The organism is Flavobacterium sp. 1355 (genome assembly GCF_017833415.1).
Classification (GTDB): Bacteria; Bacteroidota; Bacteroidia; order Flavobacteriales; family Flavobacteriaceae; genus Flavobacterium.
In genome coordinates, this window is record NZ_JAFICC010000008.1 from 147,937 (window position 1) to 168,421 (window position 20,485).

12 protein-coding genes are annotated in these 20,485 nt (G+C 34.9%); 9 read left to right on the forward strand and 3 right to left on the reverse strand.

Annotated features, from left to right (window positions below):
* Nucleotides 1–16: 16 nt before the first annotated feature.
* The 9 genes from JOD96_RS11895 (at nt 17) to JOD96_RS11935 (ending at nt 14,457) form a co-directional block, all read left to right on the forward strand.
* Nucleotides 17–2,197 carry a GH92 family glycosyl hydrolase gene (locus JOD96_RS11895; protein WP_209564488.1) on the forward strand — a complete coding sequence of 727 codons (2,181 nt, stop codon included), beginning with the start codon at nt 17–19 and terminating at the stop codon, nt 2,195–2,197.
* A gap of 64 nt (nt 2,198–2,261) precedes the next feature.
* Nucleotides 2,262–4,217 (forward strand): glycoside hydrolase family 97 protein, encoded by a 1,956-nt coding sequence (locus JOD96_RS11900; RefSeq protein WP_209564489.1) that lies wholly within the window; start codon nt 2,262–2,264, stop codon nt 4,215–4,217.
* A 3-nt stretch (nt 4,218–4,220) separates the two neighbouring features.
* The gene (locus JOD96_RS11905) at nt 4,221–6,923 is read left to right on the forward strand and encodes an alpha-L-rhamnosidase (RefSeq protein WP_209564490.1); all 2,703 of its coding nucleotides are present in this window, start codon (nt 4,221–4,223) and stop codon (nt 6,921–6,923) included.
* A 74-nt stretch (nt 6,924–6,997) separates the two neighbouring features.
* Nucleotides 6,998–8,317, forward strand: coding sequence for a sugar porter family MFS transporter (locus JOD96_RS11910; RefSeq protein WP_209564491.1), 1,320 nt, complete (start codon nt 6,998–7,000; stop codon nt 8,315–8,317).
* A gap of 220 nt (nt 8,318–8,537) precedes the next feature.
* Entirely contained in the window at nt 8,538–9,188 is a 651-nt protein-coding gene (locus JOD96_RS11915) for an NAD(P)H-binding protein (protein ID WP_209564492.1), read from the forward strand.
* 91 nt (nt 9,189–9,279) lie between these two features.
* Complete coding sequence (locus JOD96_RS11920) at nt 9,280–11,019, forward strand: toxin-antitoxin system YwqK family antitoxin (RefSeq protein ID WP_209564493.1); 1,740 nt, start codon at nt 9,280–9,282, stop codon at nt 11,017–11,019.
* A gap of 22 nt (nt 11,020–11,041) precedes the next feature.
* A complete protein-coding gene (locus JOD96_RS11925) occupies nt 11,042–11,902 on the forward strand; it encodes a BatD family protein (RefSeq protein WP_209564494.1) in 861 nt (286 codons plus the stop codon).
* Between the two features lie 180 nt (nt 11,903–12,082).
* Nucleotides 12,083–12,445, forward strand: coding sequence for a BlaI/MecI/CopY family transcriptional regulator (locus tag JOD96_RS11930; protein WP_134149441.1), 363 nt, complete (start codon nt 12,083–12,085; stop codon nt 12,443–12,445).
* A complete protein-coding gene (locus JOD96_RS11935) occupies nt 12,442–14,457 on the forward strand; it encodes a M56 family metallopeptidase (RefSeq protein ID WP_209564495.1) in 2,016 nt (671 codons plus the stop codon). The genes JOD96_RS11930 and JOD96_RS11935 overlap by 4 nt, the downstream gene beginning before the upstream one ends.
* A gap of 71 nt (nt 14,458–14,528) precedes the next feature.
* On the opposite strand, the gene JOD96_RS11940 is transcribed toward JOD96_RS11935, so the two are convergent.
* From JOD96_RS11940 to JOD96_RS11950, 3 genes are all read right to left on the reverse strand, one after another.
* Nucleotides 14,529–15,983, reverse strand: a complete 1,455-nt coding sequence (locus JOD96_RS11940) for an FAD-dependent oxidoreductase (protein WP_209564496.1) — start codon at nt 15,981–15,983, stop codon at nt 14,529–14,531.
* Nucleotides 15,984–16,148: 165 nt separating this feature from the next.
* The gene (locus JOD96_RS11945; RefSeq protein ID WP_209564497.1) at nt 16,149–16,934 is read right to left on the reverse strand and encodes a hypothetical protein; all 786 of its coding nucleotides are present in this window, start codon (nt 16,932–16,934) and stop codon (nt 16,149–16,151) included.
* Between the two features lie 354 nt (nt 16,935–17,288).
* On the reverse strand, nt 17,289–20,003 hold the full coding sequence (locus JOD96_RS11950) for a S8 family serine peptidase (protein WP_209564498.1): 2,715 nt from the start codon (nt 20,001–20,003) through the stop codon (nt 17,289–17,291).
* Nucleotides 20,004–20,485: the final 482 nt, after the last annotated feature.

Genomic DNA, 20,485 nt, shown 5'->3' on the forward strand with positions numbered 1-20,485 from the left:
TTAAGTTTTTTATAAAATGAAAAAAATTAACAAGAATATCGTTCTTGCAGCCCTTTCTATGTCAATTTTTGGCTTCAATGCGGCAGCACAAAAATCAGGTGGAGACCTTTCAAAAGGAAAATACACAGCCTTGGTAAATCCCTTTATCGGAACAGCACCGCTGCTCGACACCAAAATAATAGGATACACGCCACCGGCAGACATGCGCGTTTGGGCAGGACTGGTTTTTCCAGGTTCATCAGTACCCAACGCAATGGTACAATTAAGTCCCATGACCAAATACAGATCCGGAGCCGGATATGAATATGAAGACAAAGAAATCTTAGGATTTACGCATACCAACAAAGGGCACTGGAACCTTTGCCATATTCCGCTTTTACCAGTATCAGACGGAGCAGCCTACCCATACAAATCATCCTTTAGCCACGATCAGGAAAAAGCAAGTCCTGCGTATTATGAAGTATATTTAAAAGACTATGAAGTACAGGTAAAATTAACTTCAACCCTGCGTTGCGGCGTACACGAATATACTTTTAAAAACAACAAAGCAAGAAAAGTCCTTTTTGATCTGGGCAGAGCGAACAATCGTGTAGACGACTGGCAAATAAAACTGGAAGGATCTAATGCAGTTAGCGGATTTCAGAGAACCGGAGGCGAAAAAATATACTTTTATGTGACTTTGAGCAGTCCAATCGAAAAACTGGATACCAAAGACATGGCCAAAAGCGGTGGTTATACTTTGGTAAACATCAAAGACGGAGACACAAAACCCGTAACCGTTAAGATCGCATTATCTTTTGTAAGCGTAGAAAATGCCAAAGAAAACCTGAAAGTTGAGGTAGGAGACAAAAACCTGACAAAGGTTTTTGAGGAAGGAAGCACAAAATGGGAAAACATGCTTTCTAAAATTCAGGTAAAAGGCGGAAACGAACAGCAAAATGTAATGTTCTACAGCATGCTGTACAGATCATTTTTATGGCCAGCATTAAGAAGTGACGTAAACGGACAATTTACAGATGAAGCCGGAAAAGTGCGCAAAGAAAATTACCATTATTATACACTTCCTTCTTTATGGGATGATTACAGAAACAAACTGGTTTTGTTAAGTATTTTTTCACCGGAAGTTACCAGTGACGTTATCAGTTCTATTATCAACGAAGGAGAAATTAAAGGTTTTATCCCAACATTTTTTCACGGAGATCACGCAGCCTCTTTTATTGCAGGCTCTTATATGAGAGGGATTAGAAATTATGATGTTAAAAAAGCCTATGGGTTATTACTAAACAACGCTTATAAAGAAGGCGGAACAAGACCTCATATTGCCGAGTATATTGCAAAAGGATATGTTCCTGAACAAGACATAAAAAATCCGGTAGTAGAAACCAAAGCCAATGCAGGCGTTACCAAAACTTTGGAATACGCTTATGACGATCATGCACTTGCCTTACTGGCCAAAGAATTGAATGATACGGAACATTATAACGATTTGGTAAAACGATCAAAAAATTATGCAAACGTTTTTGACAAGGAATCTGCTTTTATGAGAGGAAGACTTGCAGACGGTAAATGGGTAACTCCTTTTAATCCCGAATTTCCTTATTACGAATACATGTACAGAGAAGCAAATGCCTGGCAGCTTTCTTTTTTTGTACCGCATGATATGCCGGGATTAGTAAAACTTTATGGGGGAGACAAGCCTTTTGAAGACAAACTCGATGAGTTTTTTACAAAACCGTGGAATCCGAATTACATTGCGTGGAATATCTCTGGTTTTATCGGTCAGTATTGCCACGGAAATCAGCCGGATCATGAAGCACCTTTTTCGTATTATTTTATAAATAAACCTGAGAAATCGCAAAAAAGAATCGACGAAATTCTGGAAACCATGTACGGAATTGGCCCTGAAAAACTGGCAATGAGCGGTATGGATGACGCAGGCGAAATGTCTTCCTGGTATGTTTTTGGCGCACTGGGACTCTATCCACTATCACCGGCCGATCCGGAATATATTGTAACGGTGCCTATTTTTAAAGAAGTTGTATGGACAACTCCGGCCGGAAAAAAAGTAACAATCAAAAATCCGAATGGGAAAAGAGATTTGGAAACCATAAAAGTAAATGGTGCTAAAATTGACGGCTATTATATTTCGCACGATTTGTTTAAAAATGGCGGTGATATACAAGTTATAACAAAATAAGCTGTATTGTATAATTTAGATAACGTCCCGTTTTGGGACGTTATTCTTATAAAAACAATTTTAAATGAAAACGATTAGATTACTGACCTGCCTTTTTTTTGTTTTTGGATTGTTTAAAAGCTATTCTCAGCAAAAGTTTGAAGTAATTTCACCAAACGGAGAAATAAAAGCTTCCATTTCATTAAATGATAAAATCTATTATTCCGTCAGTATTAATAATGAAATACTGGCATCAGGAAATCATTTGGCATTAATACTTCAGAATGAAACTTTAGGAGCAAATCCAAAATTAGCAGGAAGTAAAACAGGAAAAATAAATGAAATAATAAAACCTGCGCTTCCGCTAAAATACGCATCAGTTGCTAATACTTATAATTATTTAGTATTAAATTTTAAAGGCGGATATTCAGTAGAATTCCGTGCTTTTGATGATGGAATTGCTTATCGCTTTATAACAGCAAAAAAAGGAGAAATCGAAATCCTGAATGAAGATTTTTCGGTTAATTTTCCAGAAGATTACATACTTCATTTGCAACAGCCCGGATGTTTTAAAACCTCTTACGAAGAGCCCTATTCGCAAACTTCTGTCAAAGACTGGAAACCTTCTGATAAAATGTCGACACTTCCGGTTTTGGCCGATTCAAAAAAACAATACAAAATATTGATTAGCGAATCTGATCTTTCTGATTATCCGTGCCTGTTTTTAAAAAGAACAGAAAACGGAATTGGGGCTGTTTTTCCAAAAGTGCCACTGGATTTTGGCCCCGACGGAGACCGAAGCCTCAAAATCCTAAAAGAAGCAAATTATATTGCAAAAACAGCAGGAACAAGAAGTTTTCCATGGCGCTATTTTGTGATTACCAAAAATGACAAACAGCTTATAGAGAACACAATGACCCTGAAGCTTGCACCAAAAAGCGAACTAAAAGATGTTTCGTGGATAAAACCCGGGCAAGCCAGCTGGGAGTGGTGGAACGGCGCAACACCTTATGGGCCCGATGTCAATTTTCTATCAGGCTATAATCTGGATACTTATAAATATTATATTGATTTTGCTTCCAAATTTGGAATCAAATACATTATTATGGATGAAGGCTGGGCAAACTCAACAACAGATCCGTATTCGCCAAATCCAAATGTAGATGTTCATGAACTGATTCGTTACGGCAAAGAAAAAAATGTTGGCATTGTATTATGGCTTACATGGCTTACCGTGGATAAAAATATGGCGCTTTTTAAAACCTTTAAAGAATGGGGAATCGCCGGTGTCAAAATTGACTTTATGGACCGAAGCGATCAGGTGATGGTCAACTATTATGAAAAAGTGGCAAAAGAAGCAGCCCAACATCACATATTTGTAGATTTTCATGGTGCCTTTAAACCGGCAGGCCTGGAATACAAATATCCAAACCTGTTATCTTACGAAGGAGTAAGAGGAATGGAACAAATGGATGGCTGCAGGCCTGATAATAGTTTGTACCTTCCTTTTATGCGAAACGCTGTTGGCCCAATGGATTATACTCCGGGCGCTATGATTAGCATGCAGCCGGAAGCCTATCGTTCAGAAAGACCTAATTCTGCAAGTATCGGTACCAGAGCCTATCAGCTTGCTTTGTTTGTGGTTTTTGAAAGCAGTTTACAAATGCTGGCAGACAATCCAACCCTTTATTACAGAGAAAAAGAGTGTACCGATTTTATCACTTCTGTCCCGACAACCTGGGATGAAACCAAAGCACTGGAAGCCCAAGCAGGGCAATATGTAATCGTGGCCAAAAGAAAAGGAAATAAATGGTTTATTGGCGGAATTGTAAACGGATCAGAAAAAGAAAGATTGTTTGATGTAAAACTAGATTTCTTAAAGGCAAAAAAATACAAAATAACATCTTTTGAAGACGGTATCAATGCAGGAAATCAGGCTATGGATTACAGGAAAAAAACAGCTGAGGTGAGCAATACCGACAGCGTAAAAATCAAAATGGTTAAAAATGGCGGCTGGGCTGCTGTATTGGAAGAAATCTAAAAAATGATGATAAAGCAGAATCAAAAAAAGAGTAAAATAATATATCTGTTTTTCCTTTTTGTGCTCGTGAATTTAGCAGGATATTCGCAAATCCCTGTAAATCTCAAGTGCGAAAATCTTGTTAACCCATTAGGAATAGATGTATTGCAGCCAAGGCTTTCCTGGCAGCTAAGCGGCAGCGGAAAAGAAGTAATGCAAACAGCATATCAAATAGAAGTTGCAACTGATTCGATTGCTTTGACAAAGGGAAAAGGATCGGTTTGGAAGACCGAAAAGATACTGTCAGAAGCTGTTTTAATTTCTTATAATGGAGTATCTCTTCAGCCTTTTACCACTTATTTCTGGCGGGTAAAAGTATGGAGCAGCAAAAACAAAATTGAAATTTCAAAAATAGCGCGTTTTGAAACCGCCATGTTACAAGCTAATGACTGGAAAGGCAACTGGATATCAGACTCTCATGATATGAATTACAAACCGGCACCTTATTTCAGAAAAGAAATTACAGCTTCAAAAACTATAAAAATAGCTCGTGCCTATATTACGGCAGGCGGATTGTATGAATTTTATGTTAATGGAAAAAAAGCAGGAAACCGAATGCTGGACCCGATGTTTACAAAATTTGACAGTCGAAATTTGTATGCAACTCTGGACATTACATCGTATTTACAAACAGGAAAAAATGCTTTTGGTATTTTATTAGGAAATGGCTGGTACAACCATCAATCTACCGCAGTATGGAAGTTTGATAAAGCAATCTGGAGAAATCGCCCACGTTGTCTTGTAAACATTAGAATTACCTATTCTGATAACACAACCGAAACGATTGTTACGGATGAAACATGGAAAACTGCGGATAGTCCGGTAATTTTTAACAGCATATATACAGGCGAGCATTACGATGCCCGTAAGCAAATTAATAACTGGAACAAAGAGGATTTTGATGATAGTAATTGGAAAAAAGCAATACTTGTAAAAGCGCCGTCATCAAAACTGGTGTCACAACAATTGCATCCTGTTCGAATTACAGCTCAGTTAAAACCGAGTAAGATTAACAGGATTAACGGTACTTTGACTGTATTTACATTCCCGAAAAATATTGCAGGAACAGTGCGTTTTTCAATAAAAAATGCATCTCCGGGAACAATTTTTAGAATAAAACACGCAGAACGTTTATATACAAACGGCAGGGCTGATCTTTCTAATATCGATTTGCATTATCGGCCTACGGACAATACAGACCCTTTTCAGACTGATATTTTTATTGTCAAAGGAAATGAGAATGAAAGTTTTTCTCCAAAATTTAATTACAAGGGATTTCAATTTGTAGAAATAACATCCAGCCGGCCTTTTAAGCTGGAGGACAATTGTCTTGTAGCTCTGGAACTTCACAGTGACGTTCCCGCAGTAGGAAAAATTAAAACCTCTAATAAAGTTTTTAATAAAATATGGGAAGCAACAAACAGCAGCTATCTGGCTAACTTATTTGGATATCCAACCGATTGTCCGCAACGCGAAAAGAACGGATGGACAGGCGACGCACATACAAATGTAGAAACAGGATTATATAATTTTGACGGTATTACGATCTACGAAAAATGGCTCGCTGATCATCAGGACGAACAACAGCCAGATGGCGGAATTTCTAATATTGTTCCAAATCCCGGAGCATTTGGATATGAATTTGCCACGGGTCCCGACTGGACGAGTTCAATTGCTATTATTCCCTGGAAAATATACGAGTTTTATGGCGATGCCAGTTTGCTGAATAAAACGTATCCCAATATAAAAAAATATGTAGATCTGATTGATCAAAAATATCCAACAGGTATTACAGATTGGGGATTAGGTGACTGGGTTCCGGTTAAAAGTGTGAGTTCTAAGCCACTTACTTCTACAATGTATTATTATACAGATGTGCTGATTTTAGCAAAAACTGCAAAACTATTAGGAAAAACAAGCGATGCCGAATACTATTTTAAACTAGCCGAAAAAATTAAAAAGATATTCAATGAGCAGTTTTTCAATACATCAACTTATTTGTATTGCAGCGGTACACAAACAGAGCTTGCCGGCCCATTGTATTGGGGATTGGTTCCGGAAGAGTTTAAACAAAAAGTAGCAGATAATTTGTATAAAAAAGTTCAGGAAACCAATTTTCATCTTGATGTTGGTTTGTTAGGTACAAAAGCTTTGCTGAATGCATTAAGTGAAAATGGTTATGCCGATGCTGCTTATAAAATTGCCTCGCAGGAAGATTTTCCGTCTTGGGGATATTGGATAAAAAACGGAGCGACCACTTTGTATGAAAACTGGCCCCTGAATGTTGAAAAAAATGATGCTTCGCTAAACCATATTATGTTCGGCGAAATAAGTGCCTGGATGTATAAAGGATTGGGAGGTATTTTTCCTGACGAAAACTCGCCTGGTTTTAAGCATATTATATTAAAACCAAATTTCGTCAAAGGACTTGACTTTTTTGAATCAGAGCATATATCTCCTTACGGGAAAATTGTATCGAACTGGGAACGAAAAAACAAAAAAATAAACTATAAAGTGATTGTTCCGCCAAATTCTTACGCCAGTTTCTATTTAGAAAAAAACAGCATTTTCACTTGCGATTCAGGAGATATTAGTAGTATTAATGAAGGTTTATATCAAGTGATACAGCTTAAGGCAGGTTCATACACATTTAAAATTACTCAATAATTAGTAGACATTTTGCCTCAAATAATACATTGTCAAAATTAAAATTTTAAAAGAAATTTAAAGATAGAGATATTATGAATAAAATACTATTGTGGTCGATTACCGCAGCATTGGCCGGCTTTTTATTTGGTTTTGATACTGTGGTTATTTCAGGTGCAGATACCAAACTTCAGGAACTCTGGCATACATCAGATTTTTTTCACGGTGCAGTAGTTATGGCTATGGCGCTTTGGGGAACAGTTGCAGGAGCCATTTTTGGAGGAATTCCGACCAATAAACTGGGAAGAAAGAAAACATTGATCTGGATAGGAGTTTTATTTCTGGTATCAGCCTTAGGATCAGCATTTGCAAATGATCCCTATACATTTGCATTTTTTCGTTTTCTGGGCGGGTTAGGTATTGGGGCGTCTACAATTGCTGCTCCTGCTTATGTATCAGAGATTGCTCCGGCAAACGATCGCGGCAGACTGGTTTCCTTGTATCAGTTTAATATTGTCTTAGGAATTTTAATGGCTTTCTTATCAAACTATTTATTAAGGGATGCCGGCGAAAATGCCTGGCGATGGATGATCGGAATAATGGCTTTTCCTGCCTTTTTTTATACCGTTATTGTTTTTACCATTCCCGAAAGTCCAAGATGGTTACTCTCTAAATCACGAATTGACGAAGCAAAAATGATTCTCTTAAAAATTGACCCGGCTGTAAATATTCAGGATTTGATGCACGAGCTTCATATTGGTGAAAACGAAAATGAAAAACAAAAACAAGAAACCATATTTTTAAAGAAATACAGGTTTCCATTACTATTGGCATTTCTTATTGCATTATTTAACCAGTTTTCAGGAATCAATGCCTTTTTATATTATGCTCCAAGGATTTTTGCAGAAGCAGGTTTAGGAGAAAGTGCTGCCTTAATGAGCAGCGTAGGCATTGGCCTTATCAATTTGTTATTTACGCTTTTTGGAGTTTTTCTTATAGATAAACTCGGCAGAAGAGTGCTAATGCTTATTGGCTCTGTTGGTTACATTATTTCTTTGGGATTAGTATCTGTGGCCTTCTTTCTAAAATGGGAGGGAATGCAGGTACCGATTTTTTTATTCTTATTTATTGCTTCGCATGCCATTGGGCAAGGAGCTGTAATATGGGTTTTTATATCAGAAATTTTCCCAAATCACTTACGCGCAAGCGGTCAGGCCTTTGGGTCTTCAGTTCATTGGATTCTTGCGGCAGTTATTCCGTCTATGATTCCGTTTCTGTTTTCTACAATCGGAGCAGGAACCGTCTTTCTGATTTTTGCCGTCATGATGGTTTTCCAGTTGCTGTTTGTCATTTTTATGATGCCCGAAACCAAAGGAAAAACCTTAGAAGAACTGCAGAAATCAATTTTAAAATAGTAAAGAATCAGAAATATTTTAATCTCAAAAAGCCTGTAAGCAATAGTTTACAGGCTTTTTTATAAGAAATGAAATTATGAGGAAAGCGCAAAAGAATTATTATAAGACTTTGTGTTTTTTTCTATCTTTAACCTTCTCTGCAATTTAGATTCTTGCATGAATTAAAAACCTGAAAGACAAACAAAGGTTTACTAATCTAATTAAGATCAAAATAATAATTATGAAAGCATTAGTTATTGGAGCAACAGGATCGACAGGAGAATTTTTGGTTGACAAACTTCTGGAAAATCACGATTATACAAATGTTGTGATTTTTGTACGAAGACCAACAGGAAAACAAAATCCTAAACTTACCGAACACGTTATTGACTTTTTTAAAATTGATAGTTATAAAGATTTGATAGTCGGTGACGTTCTTTTTTCCTGTTTAGGAACAACGCTAAAAGCAGCCGGTTCTCAGGAAAATCAGTTTAAGATCGATTTTGATATTCCCGCAGCGTTTGCCAGAATAGCAAAACAAAACAGCGTTTCTTCCTTTGTTCTTTTATCTTCCTACAATGCCTCAGCGCAAAGCAAAGTTTTCTATTCACAATTAAAAGGAAAATTAGAAGACAAAATTGCCGAACTTCTTTTTGAACAATACATTATTTTCAGGCCAGGGCTTCTTTTAAGAGAAGGTTCAGATCGTCTGGGCGAAAAGATTATGGTAAAAGTGCTAAAAGCATTCAATTCTATAGGTTTATTCAGGAAATTTAAGCCATTGCCAACTGATCTTCTGGCAGAAAAATTAGCAAAAGCACCAAAAATAGCGCCTAACGGAACTTCAATAATTGAACTTGATGAAGTATTTTATTTTGGTAAATCAGTTTAAGTGAAGATATAAGTTTAAAATTCTATATTCGCATCTGTGAAAAGTTGAAATTTTTCTCTTAAAAAAGAGTGTACTAATAAAAGCCCTGTCAATGAACCTAAAAACTATCCTCGTTTTACTTTTTATTACAAATGTAATAGTTGCGCAAAAAAAACTAGTTGAAGAAAAAACGCATTATAACGGACTCCGAACCGGGTATGTAAACGAAGCAGGGTTGAAAATTGGCAAGTGGGAAACATATACCAGTAAAGGAAATCTTGTCAAAGAAGAGAATTACAAAGAAGGGAAAAAAAACGGGGTAGAAAAAGAATTCTTCAGTAACGGTCAGGTTCATATTTTAAGAAATTATAAAAATGACTTATACGAGGGTACGATGATCGGCTATTTTGAAAACGGTGTTGTAGAATCAAAAGGAGAGTTTAAAAAAAACGGAAGGGTAGGAAAACACGAGCGCTATTATGCTACTGGTGTTCTTTTGTCTACAGAAAAACTGGATGACAAAGGACGAAGAATATCTCTTAGATCCTATTATAAAAACGGACAAGCTTTGGAAGTTTGCGATATTGACAGAAAAGGAAATGGTTTTGGCCAAACTTTTAATAGTGAAGGTGTTGTCATTGAAAGTAACGTGTATGAAAACCATCATGGAGTTTTGCAAAAAAGATTCCATGATACCGGAATTATAAAAGAAGAAGAAATATATGTATATGTAAATGATAATTCGGTCAAATGGGTGCAAAAGAAATATACTGCCTCTGGCCGATTAGCAGAAGAGCGTCAATTACTTCCGCATGATGACGAATACAAGAAAGTTTATGGCGATTCGATAATTGAGCATTTTAAATATGTAAAGGGCAGAGTAGAAGGAAGTTTTGAATCCCATTATTTAAACGGAAAAATTGCCGAACAGGGATATTACAAAAAAGGTTTTAAAAATGGTTTATGGAAATCATTTTATGATGACGGAACTTTGAAGTTTACCGGAAAATATATCTCCGACAACCCTCAGTTAAAAGATAGTACGCACACTTATTTTTATCCCAATGGTAAAATTAAAAAAATTGAATATTATAAGGTTACAGAATCTAAAGCTGTTCGTTCTGTCTGGCAGGATCATCGTATAGGTACGTGGAAAAAATATTATGAAAATGGAAATATTGAGGAAAGCACAGATTATGGAGATGAAGAAGAACGCACACAAAAAAATGGAAAATATCTTTCTTACTACGAAAACGGAAATATAGAAATTGAAGCTTTATATAATGGAGGATGGCTATTTGGGGTTTATAAATCATTTTATGAAAATGGAAATTTAAAGGAATATGTAAGCAACCATTCATTAGGAAGAAAAAATGGTTTGGTTAAAACATATTATGAAAACGGAGTTTTAGAATCTGAAATAATATACGACAGCGGTCAAAAAAACGGAAAAGCAACGGAGTATTTTGAAAATGGAAAAATTAAAAGTTCCGGGCTTTATGACTACGATAATAATGAGGTGGGAATATGGAATTACTATTATGCGCTGAGCAATAAAGTTGCAGAAAAAATTACATTTACTGAAGGCCGAAAAAAAATGGAATATTTTTATGGAACGGGAAAAAGAATGGCTGAAATAATAGAGGATTACGAAAACCCACTTGGGAAGAATGAAAAATTCTTTGATAATGCCGGAAAAGAAGTTTCCATACATAAATTTGCCTCTTTATCCAGCATTGATGAGGTAAAAGATTATAGGTTTTTCTACAGTGATTTTACAGGTGAAACGGATGTATATGTTCAATATGAACAGCTTAATGAAATTAAAGAAACTAAACTAACATTTAGATAATAGCCATTTTAATAAAACCCATATGAGAATAGCAAAAAATATATTCCTGATACTTTGTATATTATTTATATCAAATTTTAAATCATTTGCGCAGGAAATAAAAACAAGAATAGATCAGTCAGTATTTAAAATTAATGACAAAATAAAAGTTACGTACGAATATTATTCTGATGATTTAGAGATTAAACATCTGGAATTATATACTTTTGACGTAACCAGTGGTCCGGGCGTTAAGCATTCTACTACTTATAAAGGCGGACAAAAAACGGATGAACACACAGTTACCTATACCTTCAAAGCAACGAGGTTAGGTAAGCAAAGGCTTCCGCAACTTGTGATGGATGAGAATGGTAAAACTTTAGTATCAGAAGCGGTAGATATTGACGTAGTAGCAGATGGCTTAAACGTAAACGTTGAAGAATCAAAATTTAAGGAATACAAAGCCGGGCATGTTTTTTATATAAGCTTTCCGGGTTATTTAAAAACAAATGCAGGAGATACAAGCCAGTCCTCAATAGTGTATCAAAATGAGGAAAATGAGATTTATGGATTTGTTACCTATCAAAATAAACAATATTTACAGTTAGAAACCGGAAAGGAAATGACTCTTAATGATTTTTTTAAATCAGAATTAAAAAAATATGCAGATGATAAACCACAAGTACAAATTGGAAGTACAAAATCTCAAAAGAAAGCTTCCATAAGTTTTATGGAGACAGAAGTTTCTTTTTTGCAGGCAGAAAGTAATAAAAAAATATATTTTTTCTTTGGCATTGCAGAAACCGATACCACTTTTTATACTGTTTTGTGTCAGGCACCAGAGGATAAAAAAGATAAATACAAACATGATTTCCAACAAATCTTTTACAGTATAAAAGATTAATAAGAATCTTTATAGTAGATATTCAATATATTACAGCGCAAAGTTTACGACTTTGCGCTTTTTTTTTGCTGTTTATTCACTCTCAAATATCAGGATTAACTAATAAATTAGTTAAAATATTAATCAATTAGTTTTGCTACTAATTAATTAGTAGTTATATTTGTTTAAAATATTTTAACAATGATAAAACTAGCGAAAAGAGAAGAACAGATTATGCAGGTATTTTGGGATTTAAACAAAGCCTTTATCAGAGACGTCATTCCATTGCTGCCGGATCCGAAACCACATTACAACAGTGTCGCTACGATAGTCAAGATCTTAAAGGAAAAAGGGTTTCTGGATCATGAAACAACAGGAAACATGCATTGTTTTTTTCCGATAATCAGTAGGGAAGAGTATCAGCAATTTGCATTAAAGGATGTCGTTAGCCAGTATTTTGATAATTCATATCCACGAATGCTTGCTTTTTTTGCAAAAGAACAAAAGCTGACAGAAAACGAACTGGATGAAATTGTAAATATTATTAAAAAAGGAAAAATATGATACCCTATATCTTATACACTGCCCTGATTCTTTCTGCCTGTTTGTTTTTTTATAAACTGCTTTTGCAAAAAGAAACCTTTTTTCACTTAAACAGATTCGTTTTGCTTGGGTGTATGATTGTGGCTTTTACGTTGCCGCTGCTTCCGATACCACAAGAATTATCTTTCAGAAAAGAAAATGCTGTAACCAATACTGTTTCAGCAAAAATACCTGTTCATACAAAACCAACTGCAGAGGTAAAAAAATCAGCACCAGTCCAGGAAGTTTTGGTTGAAGAAACAAAACAAAACTTTAATATCGATATGCTCATGCAGGGAGTGATGTATTTGTATTGGTTTGGAGTCATGATTTTTGCTTTTAACTTTCTCATGCAGGCTGTTATACTCCTATATAGAGCCCGTTCATCATCGGCAATCCAGGATGGGAAATTTCGAATTATCGAAATTAATGGAGACAAAGCGCCGTGTTCCTTTGTGAACAATATTTTTATCAATCCTGAAAAATACGAGTGGGAAACTTACAATCAGATTTTACTGCACGAAAAAATTCATATTGAGCAAAAACACACTGTTGATCTTTTGCTTGCAGAGCTAGTACTCATTTTTCAGTGGTTTAATCCTTTTGCATGGCAATGGCGAAAAGCACTCGAAACCAATCTTGAGTTTTTGACTGATGATAAAATGCTACAGCAAAATACGGTTGAAAAACAAAGTTATCAGTTTAGTCTGCTAAAAGTAGCAGCACCACAATTTCCATTGAGTCTTACAACTAATTATAATCAATCATTAATCAAAAAACGAATCATCATGATGAATTCAAAAAAATCAAATGTACACACCACCTGGAAATATTTTTTCCTGGTGCCTTTATTGGTATTATTTGCCTGCCTTTTTAATCAACCGGCAGCGCAAAGTCAGACATTAAGTTCAAATGACAAATCAGAGAAATCAAATGAACCTAAAGAACAGGCAAACACTCAAAACGGAATGGATACGGAAGGAAGCTGGTTTGCAACAATTGAAGAGAACACGGTAAACATGCAATTTAAAAACGGAGAGAAAAGTAATTCTTCGAGTACTTTTCAGTTGAGTGAATTTAATAATCTGCCAAGAGACAAACAAGGAGAGTTTACCTTAACAAGAGAAGCAGGAACGATGCATTTTACCGGAAAATTTGAAGGAAAAAACGGAATGGGAACTTATAAATTTGTTGCCAACAAAAACTTTAGTAAAGAGCTGGCAGAACAAGGTGTTACCGTAGCAAAAGATATTGATCTTATGGTTTTCTTTATGGTCAATGTAAAAACGTCGTATGTAAAAATGCTTAAGAAAAAAGGCTACAGCGATATTGACAAAGATGATTTGATTCCGTTGGCAGCCTTAGATGTTAATGAGGATTATATCAATTCAATTAAGCAAGCCGGAATAAAAGATTTCGATTTAGAAGATCTGATTCCATTAAAATCATTGAATATTGATGCTGCTTTTATTGAAGAAATACGCAATTCGGGTTATAAAAATGTAACAGCAGATAATCTTATTGCATTAAAATCCCAAAATATCAACGGAAAATATATCAGCGATTTTCGCAATTCATCCAAAGGGAATACTGACAATGATGATGAGGATATTGTAGCATTCAAATCATTGGATATTGACAAAGAATTTGTTGATTCGTTTAAAGAATTAGGATATAATGATTTGTCAAACGGTGATTTAATGGCTTTGAAATCATTAAATATTACGCCAAAATATATTCTTGAATTTGAAAAAACAGGTTACAAAAATATTTCAACAGATAATTTATTTGCTTTAAAATCACTAAACATTACGGGTGACTTAATCAAACAGTACAAAGATCTTGGATTTAATGATCTGGATCTCGAAGATGTAATTGGAGCCAAAGCAATAGGAGCAACACCTGCTTTTGTAAAATCCATGAAAGAAAAAGGGCATAACTTTAAAAACCTTGAAAAATATGTGGAATTAAAAGCAATTGTTGGAATTAATTAAGACAAGTTATTTTAATAAAAAAAGTTGTAAGACTACAATCAGAAGCCCAAACCGAAAGGAATGGGCTTTTTTCATATCTTTTTCTTCAGGCATCTTCCTCGTGGTTCATCACCTTCGTGAAGTACAATTTCTGAATGCAGGAACTGTGCAGCTTCTGCCGAATCTTTTACTTTTGTTGCACTGCGTTCTAGCATTTCTGACTCAAACTCAGTTAAAACACTTTCTCTGATTCCTTTTTTTCTCCATTGAGACGAGGGTTTACATCCTTTCGCAATTCCCCGGGCAAGCGAGAGCGCATCCAAAAGCGCCTGATTTGCTCCCTGTCCTTTAAAAGGACTCATAGGATGAGCTGCATCTCCAATTAAAGTAATTTGTCCTGCTTTTTCTAATAATTCCGGTGTAAGTAATTCCCGGTCATAAACAGGATATCCCGAAATCTGAGTTTCAAGAGTTGCCGCTATAATCTGAGGAATAGGATCGTGCCACTGTGTTCTGAGGCGCGCTTCTTCCTTGAGGGTCAGAGGTCCCTGCGCACTTAGTTCCTTAGCCTCTTTTTCTGTCATTGGAAAACTAAGCTGCCACATCACAGAATCTGAGGTATAAGGCATTATGTAAGATCGTTCATTGCCATTGGCAGTCTGAAAAACAGTAGCCGAATCCAACAAAGAACTATCAATACCTTCGAGAGCACTCAAAGGGCAGATACCCAGTATTACAATACAATCCAAATAGCGCAAAGGCGTGATGTCTTCACCAATTAGCTGTCTGCGTAAAGAACTACGAATACCATCGGCGCCAACCACAAGATCTGCCTTATAGGTTTTTATTTCACCATTGACCTGAAAATTTAGATTAATGCCTTCATTTTCAGATTCTTTATAATCTAACAATTGATGTCCCCATTGTACTGGCTCATGTCCGCCAAGCTGTTTAAGCAGAGCTAAACGCAATGATTGTCGTGCAATATGAATATTGGTACGTTTTGGAGACTTTTTAGCATCAGGAGAAATCCATTTTCTAATTCCCCATTCTCCAATCACTTTTCCTTCTGTCGTGTGAACTAAATGTCTTGTTGAAACCACTCCATCTTCTAATGAAAAAATGCCCAGTCCCTCAATCGCTTTACTGGCTTGTTGCAGCGTAAGTCCGTAACCCTGGGCGCGGGCATCAAAATTATTATCACGTTCAAATAAAGTAAAAGGAATTCCGCGGTGCAGGCAAGCCACAGCCAGCGCCACACCACCAATGCCGCCGCCAACAATAGCAACATGCGGATAATTTTCGTTATCTGCAACAGGAGCATTTGCAGAAGGTATTAGTCCGGATCCCGAACAGTCCAGACAGGAATATTGATGAGCCTTAGGACGAATCGGAGTCACCCCGTCGCCATTATTTTTTTCAAATAGATCGAGTGCAATCTGGTATTGGAGCCGTACTTTCTTGCTGAGCCTTTGGCTTCTTTTTCCACGTCCCTGGCATTTCAGGCAAATAGTCCAGTTAAGTTCTCCATTTTGACCATTTTTCATTCTTCTTTGCTTAACTTAATATTGCTAAATTGTGGGTAAGTCATTTATTGTATTTAGATTCTACCACGGCGCAAAATTAAGTAATTAGAGGTTTCCTAATTATATTTATTAGTAAAATATATTTTAAGGATGTAGAAGCCTGATTTTTTTTGAAATAATTAATTATTAAACCCTTCTGGGATCTCCTTGTAAGTAGGTATTGCTAAATTTGAAATACTCATTTGAAGTTTTTTCACCGGCTTTTCCATCTACCCTTAGTACACTTCCTGCTTTATTAAGCAGGATTTGCAATTCCTTAGCTTCATTGGTAATTGTTCCCGTGTAGTATTTTGTTTTATTACCCTGTGCCAGTATTTGCTCTACAATATGACCATTAGAAAGGGAGATGAGCTGCTGCTCACTAAGGCGTCGAAGCAATACTGCAGCTCCACATTGTTTAGAAACTGCATTCGGATCATATCGGCCATCCTGCACATATTTTCCTTTTGTGTAATGATTAGAATAACTCCATAAATAAGGAGAATTTATGCCTTGGCGATAATATCCTAATCCATTATACAATTCAAGTTTGTAGAGAATGCCCGCAATGCTCCAGTCTGTCCATAAGTTTAGTTTGTCAAAAATTAAAGCATCTGTAGCGCTCTCTTCCCAGGTAAAAGGCGGATTTCCGGTTTTAGGGCGTCCTGCAGGAACCTGAACGGTGCGTTTGCTGAGCGGGTCGCCATTATGCAAATGAGTATCAAATCTCAGACTGCCTTCCATAGAGTGAATAATTGCTATGACAAACCACGGAATGTGCAATGGATCGCCAACTGATTGATATCTGGCTGTGTTCAAAACCATTTTTGATATTATTTGATCAACTTCAGAATATTTAGATTCTCTTATGATGCAGGAGGCAAATAGTTTTTCATAATTCTCCTTTTTGTCTGGTGGTACTATTGTGGCCATATAGTTTGTTTTAAATTTATTATTAAGAATAAGCGATATAATCTTCGGCTTATAAATGAGGTAAAACAATGCAGGCAGGAAGTAAAATATTTTTTTGTAGCGCTATAAGCTTTAATATTTGTATTTCAAATTTATTAATTTATTAAAAATGAGAAAAGGGTATATATCCCCTTTTTTTGAGTTTTTGTTTAAGGATTCCGGCGAAAACAAAAAGCCTGTAAACAATATGTTTACAGGCTTTTCTGTGGATTTATGGGATTATAATCGAACACTTAAAAATCATTAAGTCTCCTTATTTAAATAAAAACGAATAAAACAAAATGGAATGTATTGAAAAAAGTAGAAAACAATAAATTAAAAAACGGCAATTTTCCCTGTTTGCATTTCGCCCAAACTTGTTATTATTTTATAAATGTAAATTCCTGAGGCAGTATTTTTTAGATTGATGTTATTGATTTTAGAAAGTAACGGCGATGTAATTGTATTTTGCCCGCTAATATCATATAAATAGAAAATAGCGTTTCCCTCTTTTTTGGCTTCAATATTTAAATCTTCATTTTTGCTTAATAATGTGGGGTTTACAAAAAACAAATCATCGCCTAAATAATTAGTATCAAGAATTAGCGAACTTACTACGTTATTGTTTTCTAAAATTATATTTATTTTATATTTATTACTGCCCTTTATCGGGGCAGTATCCAAAAAAGAAAATGTTTTTGAATTGATATCGCTTATTGTACTAATAACACCTTCTACATCATTAATTATCTTTACTAAATCAATTCTTTTGATGTTGTATAAGCTGAAAAGACTGGCATCTATTTTTACTTTGTTCTCCTCATAAACTTCTGCCAAAGTCAACTCAAAATAACAATTTGAGTTTTCGGCGTATTGTAATGTTGATTCACTTTTTATTCCTTCGGTATTGTCAAATACAGGAATGACAGTGTGGATTTTTCCATCAGTGTAAGTATAACTGTTGTTTGTTATTTGTTCTTTAAATTCTAAATGGTCCCCTGTTAATTGATAAATATTAAATGAAGCAACATCATCGGGTTTGTCCCAGTTAATTTCTGTTGTGCCGTCACAAACTAAACTGGTACTGATATTTAAATCATAAGAAATCGTAAAGCTGTCAGAAATATATTCGGTATTATTAATGGTCATTTTTACTTTGGCCATTGAGAATTTTTGTTCTTTAGGCGTATATGTAAATTGTTTATTTTCCAGATTTATATCATTTGCTATAATTTCCCAGGTTTCTCCATTATTATAGCTAATAGACAATTCTCCAGAGATACCGGAAAAAGACGAATTCCATTTAAAAGGGGAAATAGTTTTTCCATCATAAGGAAAATTATCATTGATTACAGGATAATTCCATTCAAATTGATTTTCCAATTCATATTCATAGGCGATACCATATTCCTGAGATGTATTCGATACATATGAACCTACAACATTGATAGAAACTGAACCTGAAACAGGATTTTCAATGGTGATTTGTTCTATAGTATTAATTTTATCTCTTCCTCTTAACGCTTGCTGCTCAGGAACCTCAGGGTTAAGAATCCAGGGCAAAAAAGTGTTATTGTCGGCCGAAATAACTTCCATGTCCAAATCGTTTACCAAACTTATATTACTGTTGATTTCAGCGGGCAAATCGTTCCAGACTAATGTGATTTTTAAGTTTTTCGCATTTGCAGGAACAGTAATTGTATGTGTATTTGTCTGACCTGATGGTAAATTACCTGATATAATTCTGTTTTCGCTGATTGTTTTTAGACTTTTATCAGCATCGATATTACCATAACCATAAGTAAAGTCCGGACCTGGGTTACCTAAATCTTTTGCACTAGTAATTAAAATGGCTTTTGTCAGGGTATTATTCAAAGAACTATTATTTATAGTTTTATAATGCTGTTTCATAAGTGTAATAATTCCTGTAGCCAATGCTGTAGAATTTGAAGTTCCTTGTGTACTATAAGCCACCAACTCAGGTTTTATTCTGCCGTCATAAGCAGGGCCTTTTGAAGAAAACGGCATAATTACTTCGTTTTGGTCAATACAGCCCAATACAATACTATTTTTAGATTGCTTAAAATTACCTGTAATAGATTTATACCCCTCAAGTCCGCTATTACCAGAGGAAAAGCAATGAGTCAAATCACTATTTAAAAACAATTGAGAATCATAAGCATTAGCAAGTGAACCATAAAAGTTCTCAATTTCTGTACCATAGGAATGATTTTGAGTAGCAGCACCTTGTAAAGTTGTCACTTCATCAGGATAAATATTCAAAAAATCAGACGATTGTATTTTAGCTTTTTGGGCAACTCCTTTTCCTAATACAGAACTATTTCCTAATCCTGCAACTATAGTGGCCATGGCCGTTGCATGGCCCGATACAATTGCAGATTGCGTTGAGGAAGGAATGTGCTTGTTTACTAAATCAATATCATCCAGATTAAACAAATCATCCTTGATAGCTATAATTTGATTTTCGCCTGTTAAAAGAGGAAAATTAGTAGTGGCTTTATTTATAGAATTGATGCTGAAATTTTGATCTATTATTTTAGATTCCCCTTTTGGCTGCAGCGATTCTTGCGAAATAGAAGACACAATGTTCAGCGCTATAATTTGATCAATAATTTTTTGAGAATCACTTTTTATAATTACAAGATGGTTATTCAATATTTTAATATCAGAAATGTTCAGTGATTTCAAGTCTGTAATTAAAGCTTCGATAGTATCTGTTGCTATTGTATAATGCTTGTCTTCTTTGTGTTCTGAAAAATTTGACGGTAATTTCCATAAATTATTTACCGGTAGATTTTTTTTTAAAGTTTGATCCGATTTTACATTTTCATTTTCAACAATGCAAAAAGTACTGTCCAGTTTTTTTACAATCTTGTATTTATTGTGATGTGCATTTTCTAAAGATGTAAAAAAGTATTTCTCAAATTTATTTTCATTTTCTTTTTTTATGTACCGTTTCCATTTTTCAGAACTCTGCGAAAAACTGATTGTTGTGATCATAAAAAGGAGAAAGGTAATTTGTTTCTTCATTTACTGTATAATTAGATAATACAAGACGAGTTTTGTGGGTAATGAATTCTAATTGAAATATTTATCCGTTGAAAGTAAATCAAAGTTATTAAAATAGTTGTAATAATTTTATTATTTTTTAAGTCTTTCAAAATCTTTAAAAAGCTACGTGCACTATTGCGCTGTTTTCGTTTTTTATTTCTTAGGTGGTTCTCAAAGTTGTAATGTGATTTTTTTTTGCAGTGCCAAAGAAAAAAAATAATTTAGATGGAAAAGTAGTGCATAACTGCTTGATTTATATTCAATTATTGATTTTACTGGGCTTGACGTAATAATAAGATAATCATTATTAAAAAGATCAATAAAAATTAGTAAGAAAAAGTGTTAAAAATGTTAAATTTTGAATTTATAAGTATTTTAAGATTAAAAATTACATAAATTTGATAACAAATAGTACAATATTTTGTAAAGACCCCTTTTTTTATCAATTAAATTTAACACAA

Excerpts from the sequence above, each read along its gene's own strand:
- JOD96_RS11895 (WP_209564488.1), top strand. The coding sequence starts at position 17 with ATGAAAAAAATTAACAAGAATATCGTTCTTGCAGCCCTTTCTATGTCA.
- JOD96_RS11900 (WP_209564489.1), top strand. The coding sequence starts at position 2,262 with ATGAAAACGATTAGATTACTGACCTGCCTTTTTTTTGTTTTTGGATTG.
- JOD96_RS11905 (WP_209564490.1), top strand. The coding sequence starts at position 4,221 with ATGATGATAAAGCAGAATCAAAAAAAGAGTAAAATAATATATCTGTTT.
- JOD96_RS11910 (WP_209564491.1), top strand. The coding sequence starts at position 6,998 with ATGAATAAAATACTATTGTGGTCGATTACCGCAGCATTGGCCGGCTTT.
- JOD96_RS11915 (WP_209564492.1), top strand. The coding sequence starts at position 8,538 with ATGAAAGCATTAGTTATTGGAGCAACAGGATCGACAGGAGAATTTTTG.
- JOD96_RS11920 (WP_209564493.1), top strand. The coding sequence starts at position 9,280 with ATGAACCTAAAAACTATCCTCGTTTTACTTTTTATTACAAATGTAATA.
- JOD96_RS11925 (WP_209564494.1), top strand. The coding sequence starts at position 11,042 with ATGAGAATAGCAAAAAATATATTCCTGATACTTTGTATATTATTTATA.
- JOD96_RS11930 (WP_134149441.1), top strand. The coding sequence starts at position 12,083 with ATGATAAAACTAGCGAAAAGAGAAGAACAGATTATGCAGGTATTTTGG.
- JOD96_RS11935 (WP_209564495.1), top strand. The coding sequence starts at position 12,442 with ATGATACCCTATATCTTATACACTGCCCTGATTCTTTCTGCCTGTTTG.
- JOD96_RS11940 (WP_209564496.1), bottom strand. The coding sequence starts at position 15,983 with ATGAAAAATGGTCAAAATGGAGAACTTAACTGGACTATTTGCCTGAAA.
- JOD96_RS11945 (WP_209564497.1), bottom strand. The coding sequence starts at position 16,934 with ATGGCCACAATAGTACCACCAGACAAAAAGGAGAATTATGAAAAACTA.
- JOD96_RS11950 (WP_209564498.1), bottom strand. The coding sequence starts at position 20,003 with ATGAAGAAACAAATTACCTTTCTCCTTTTTATGATCACAACAATCAGT.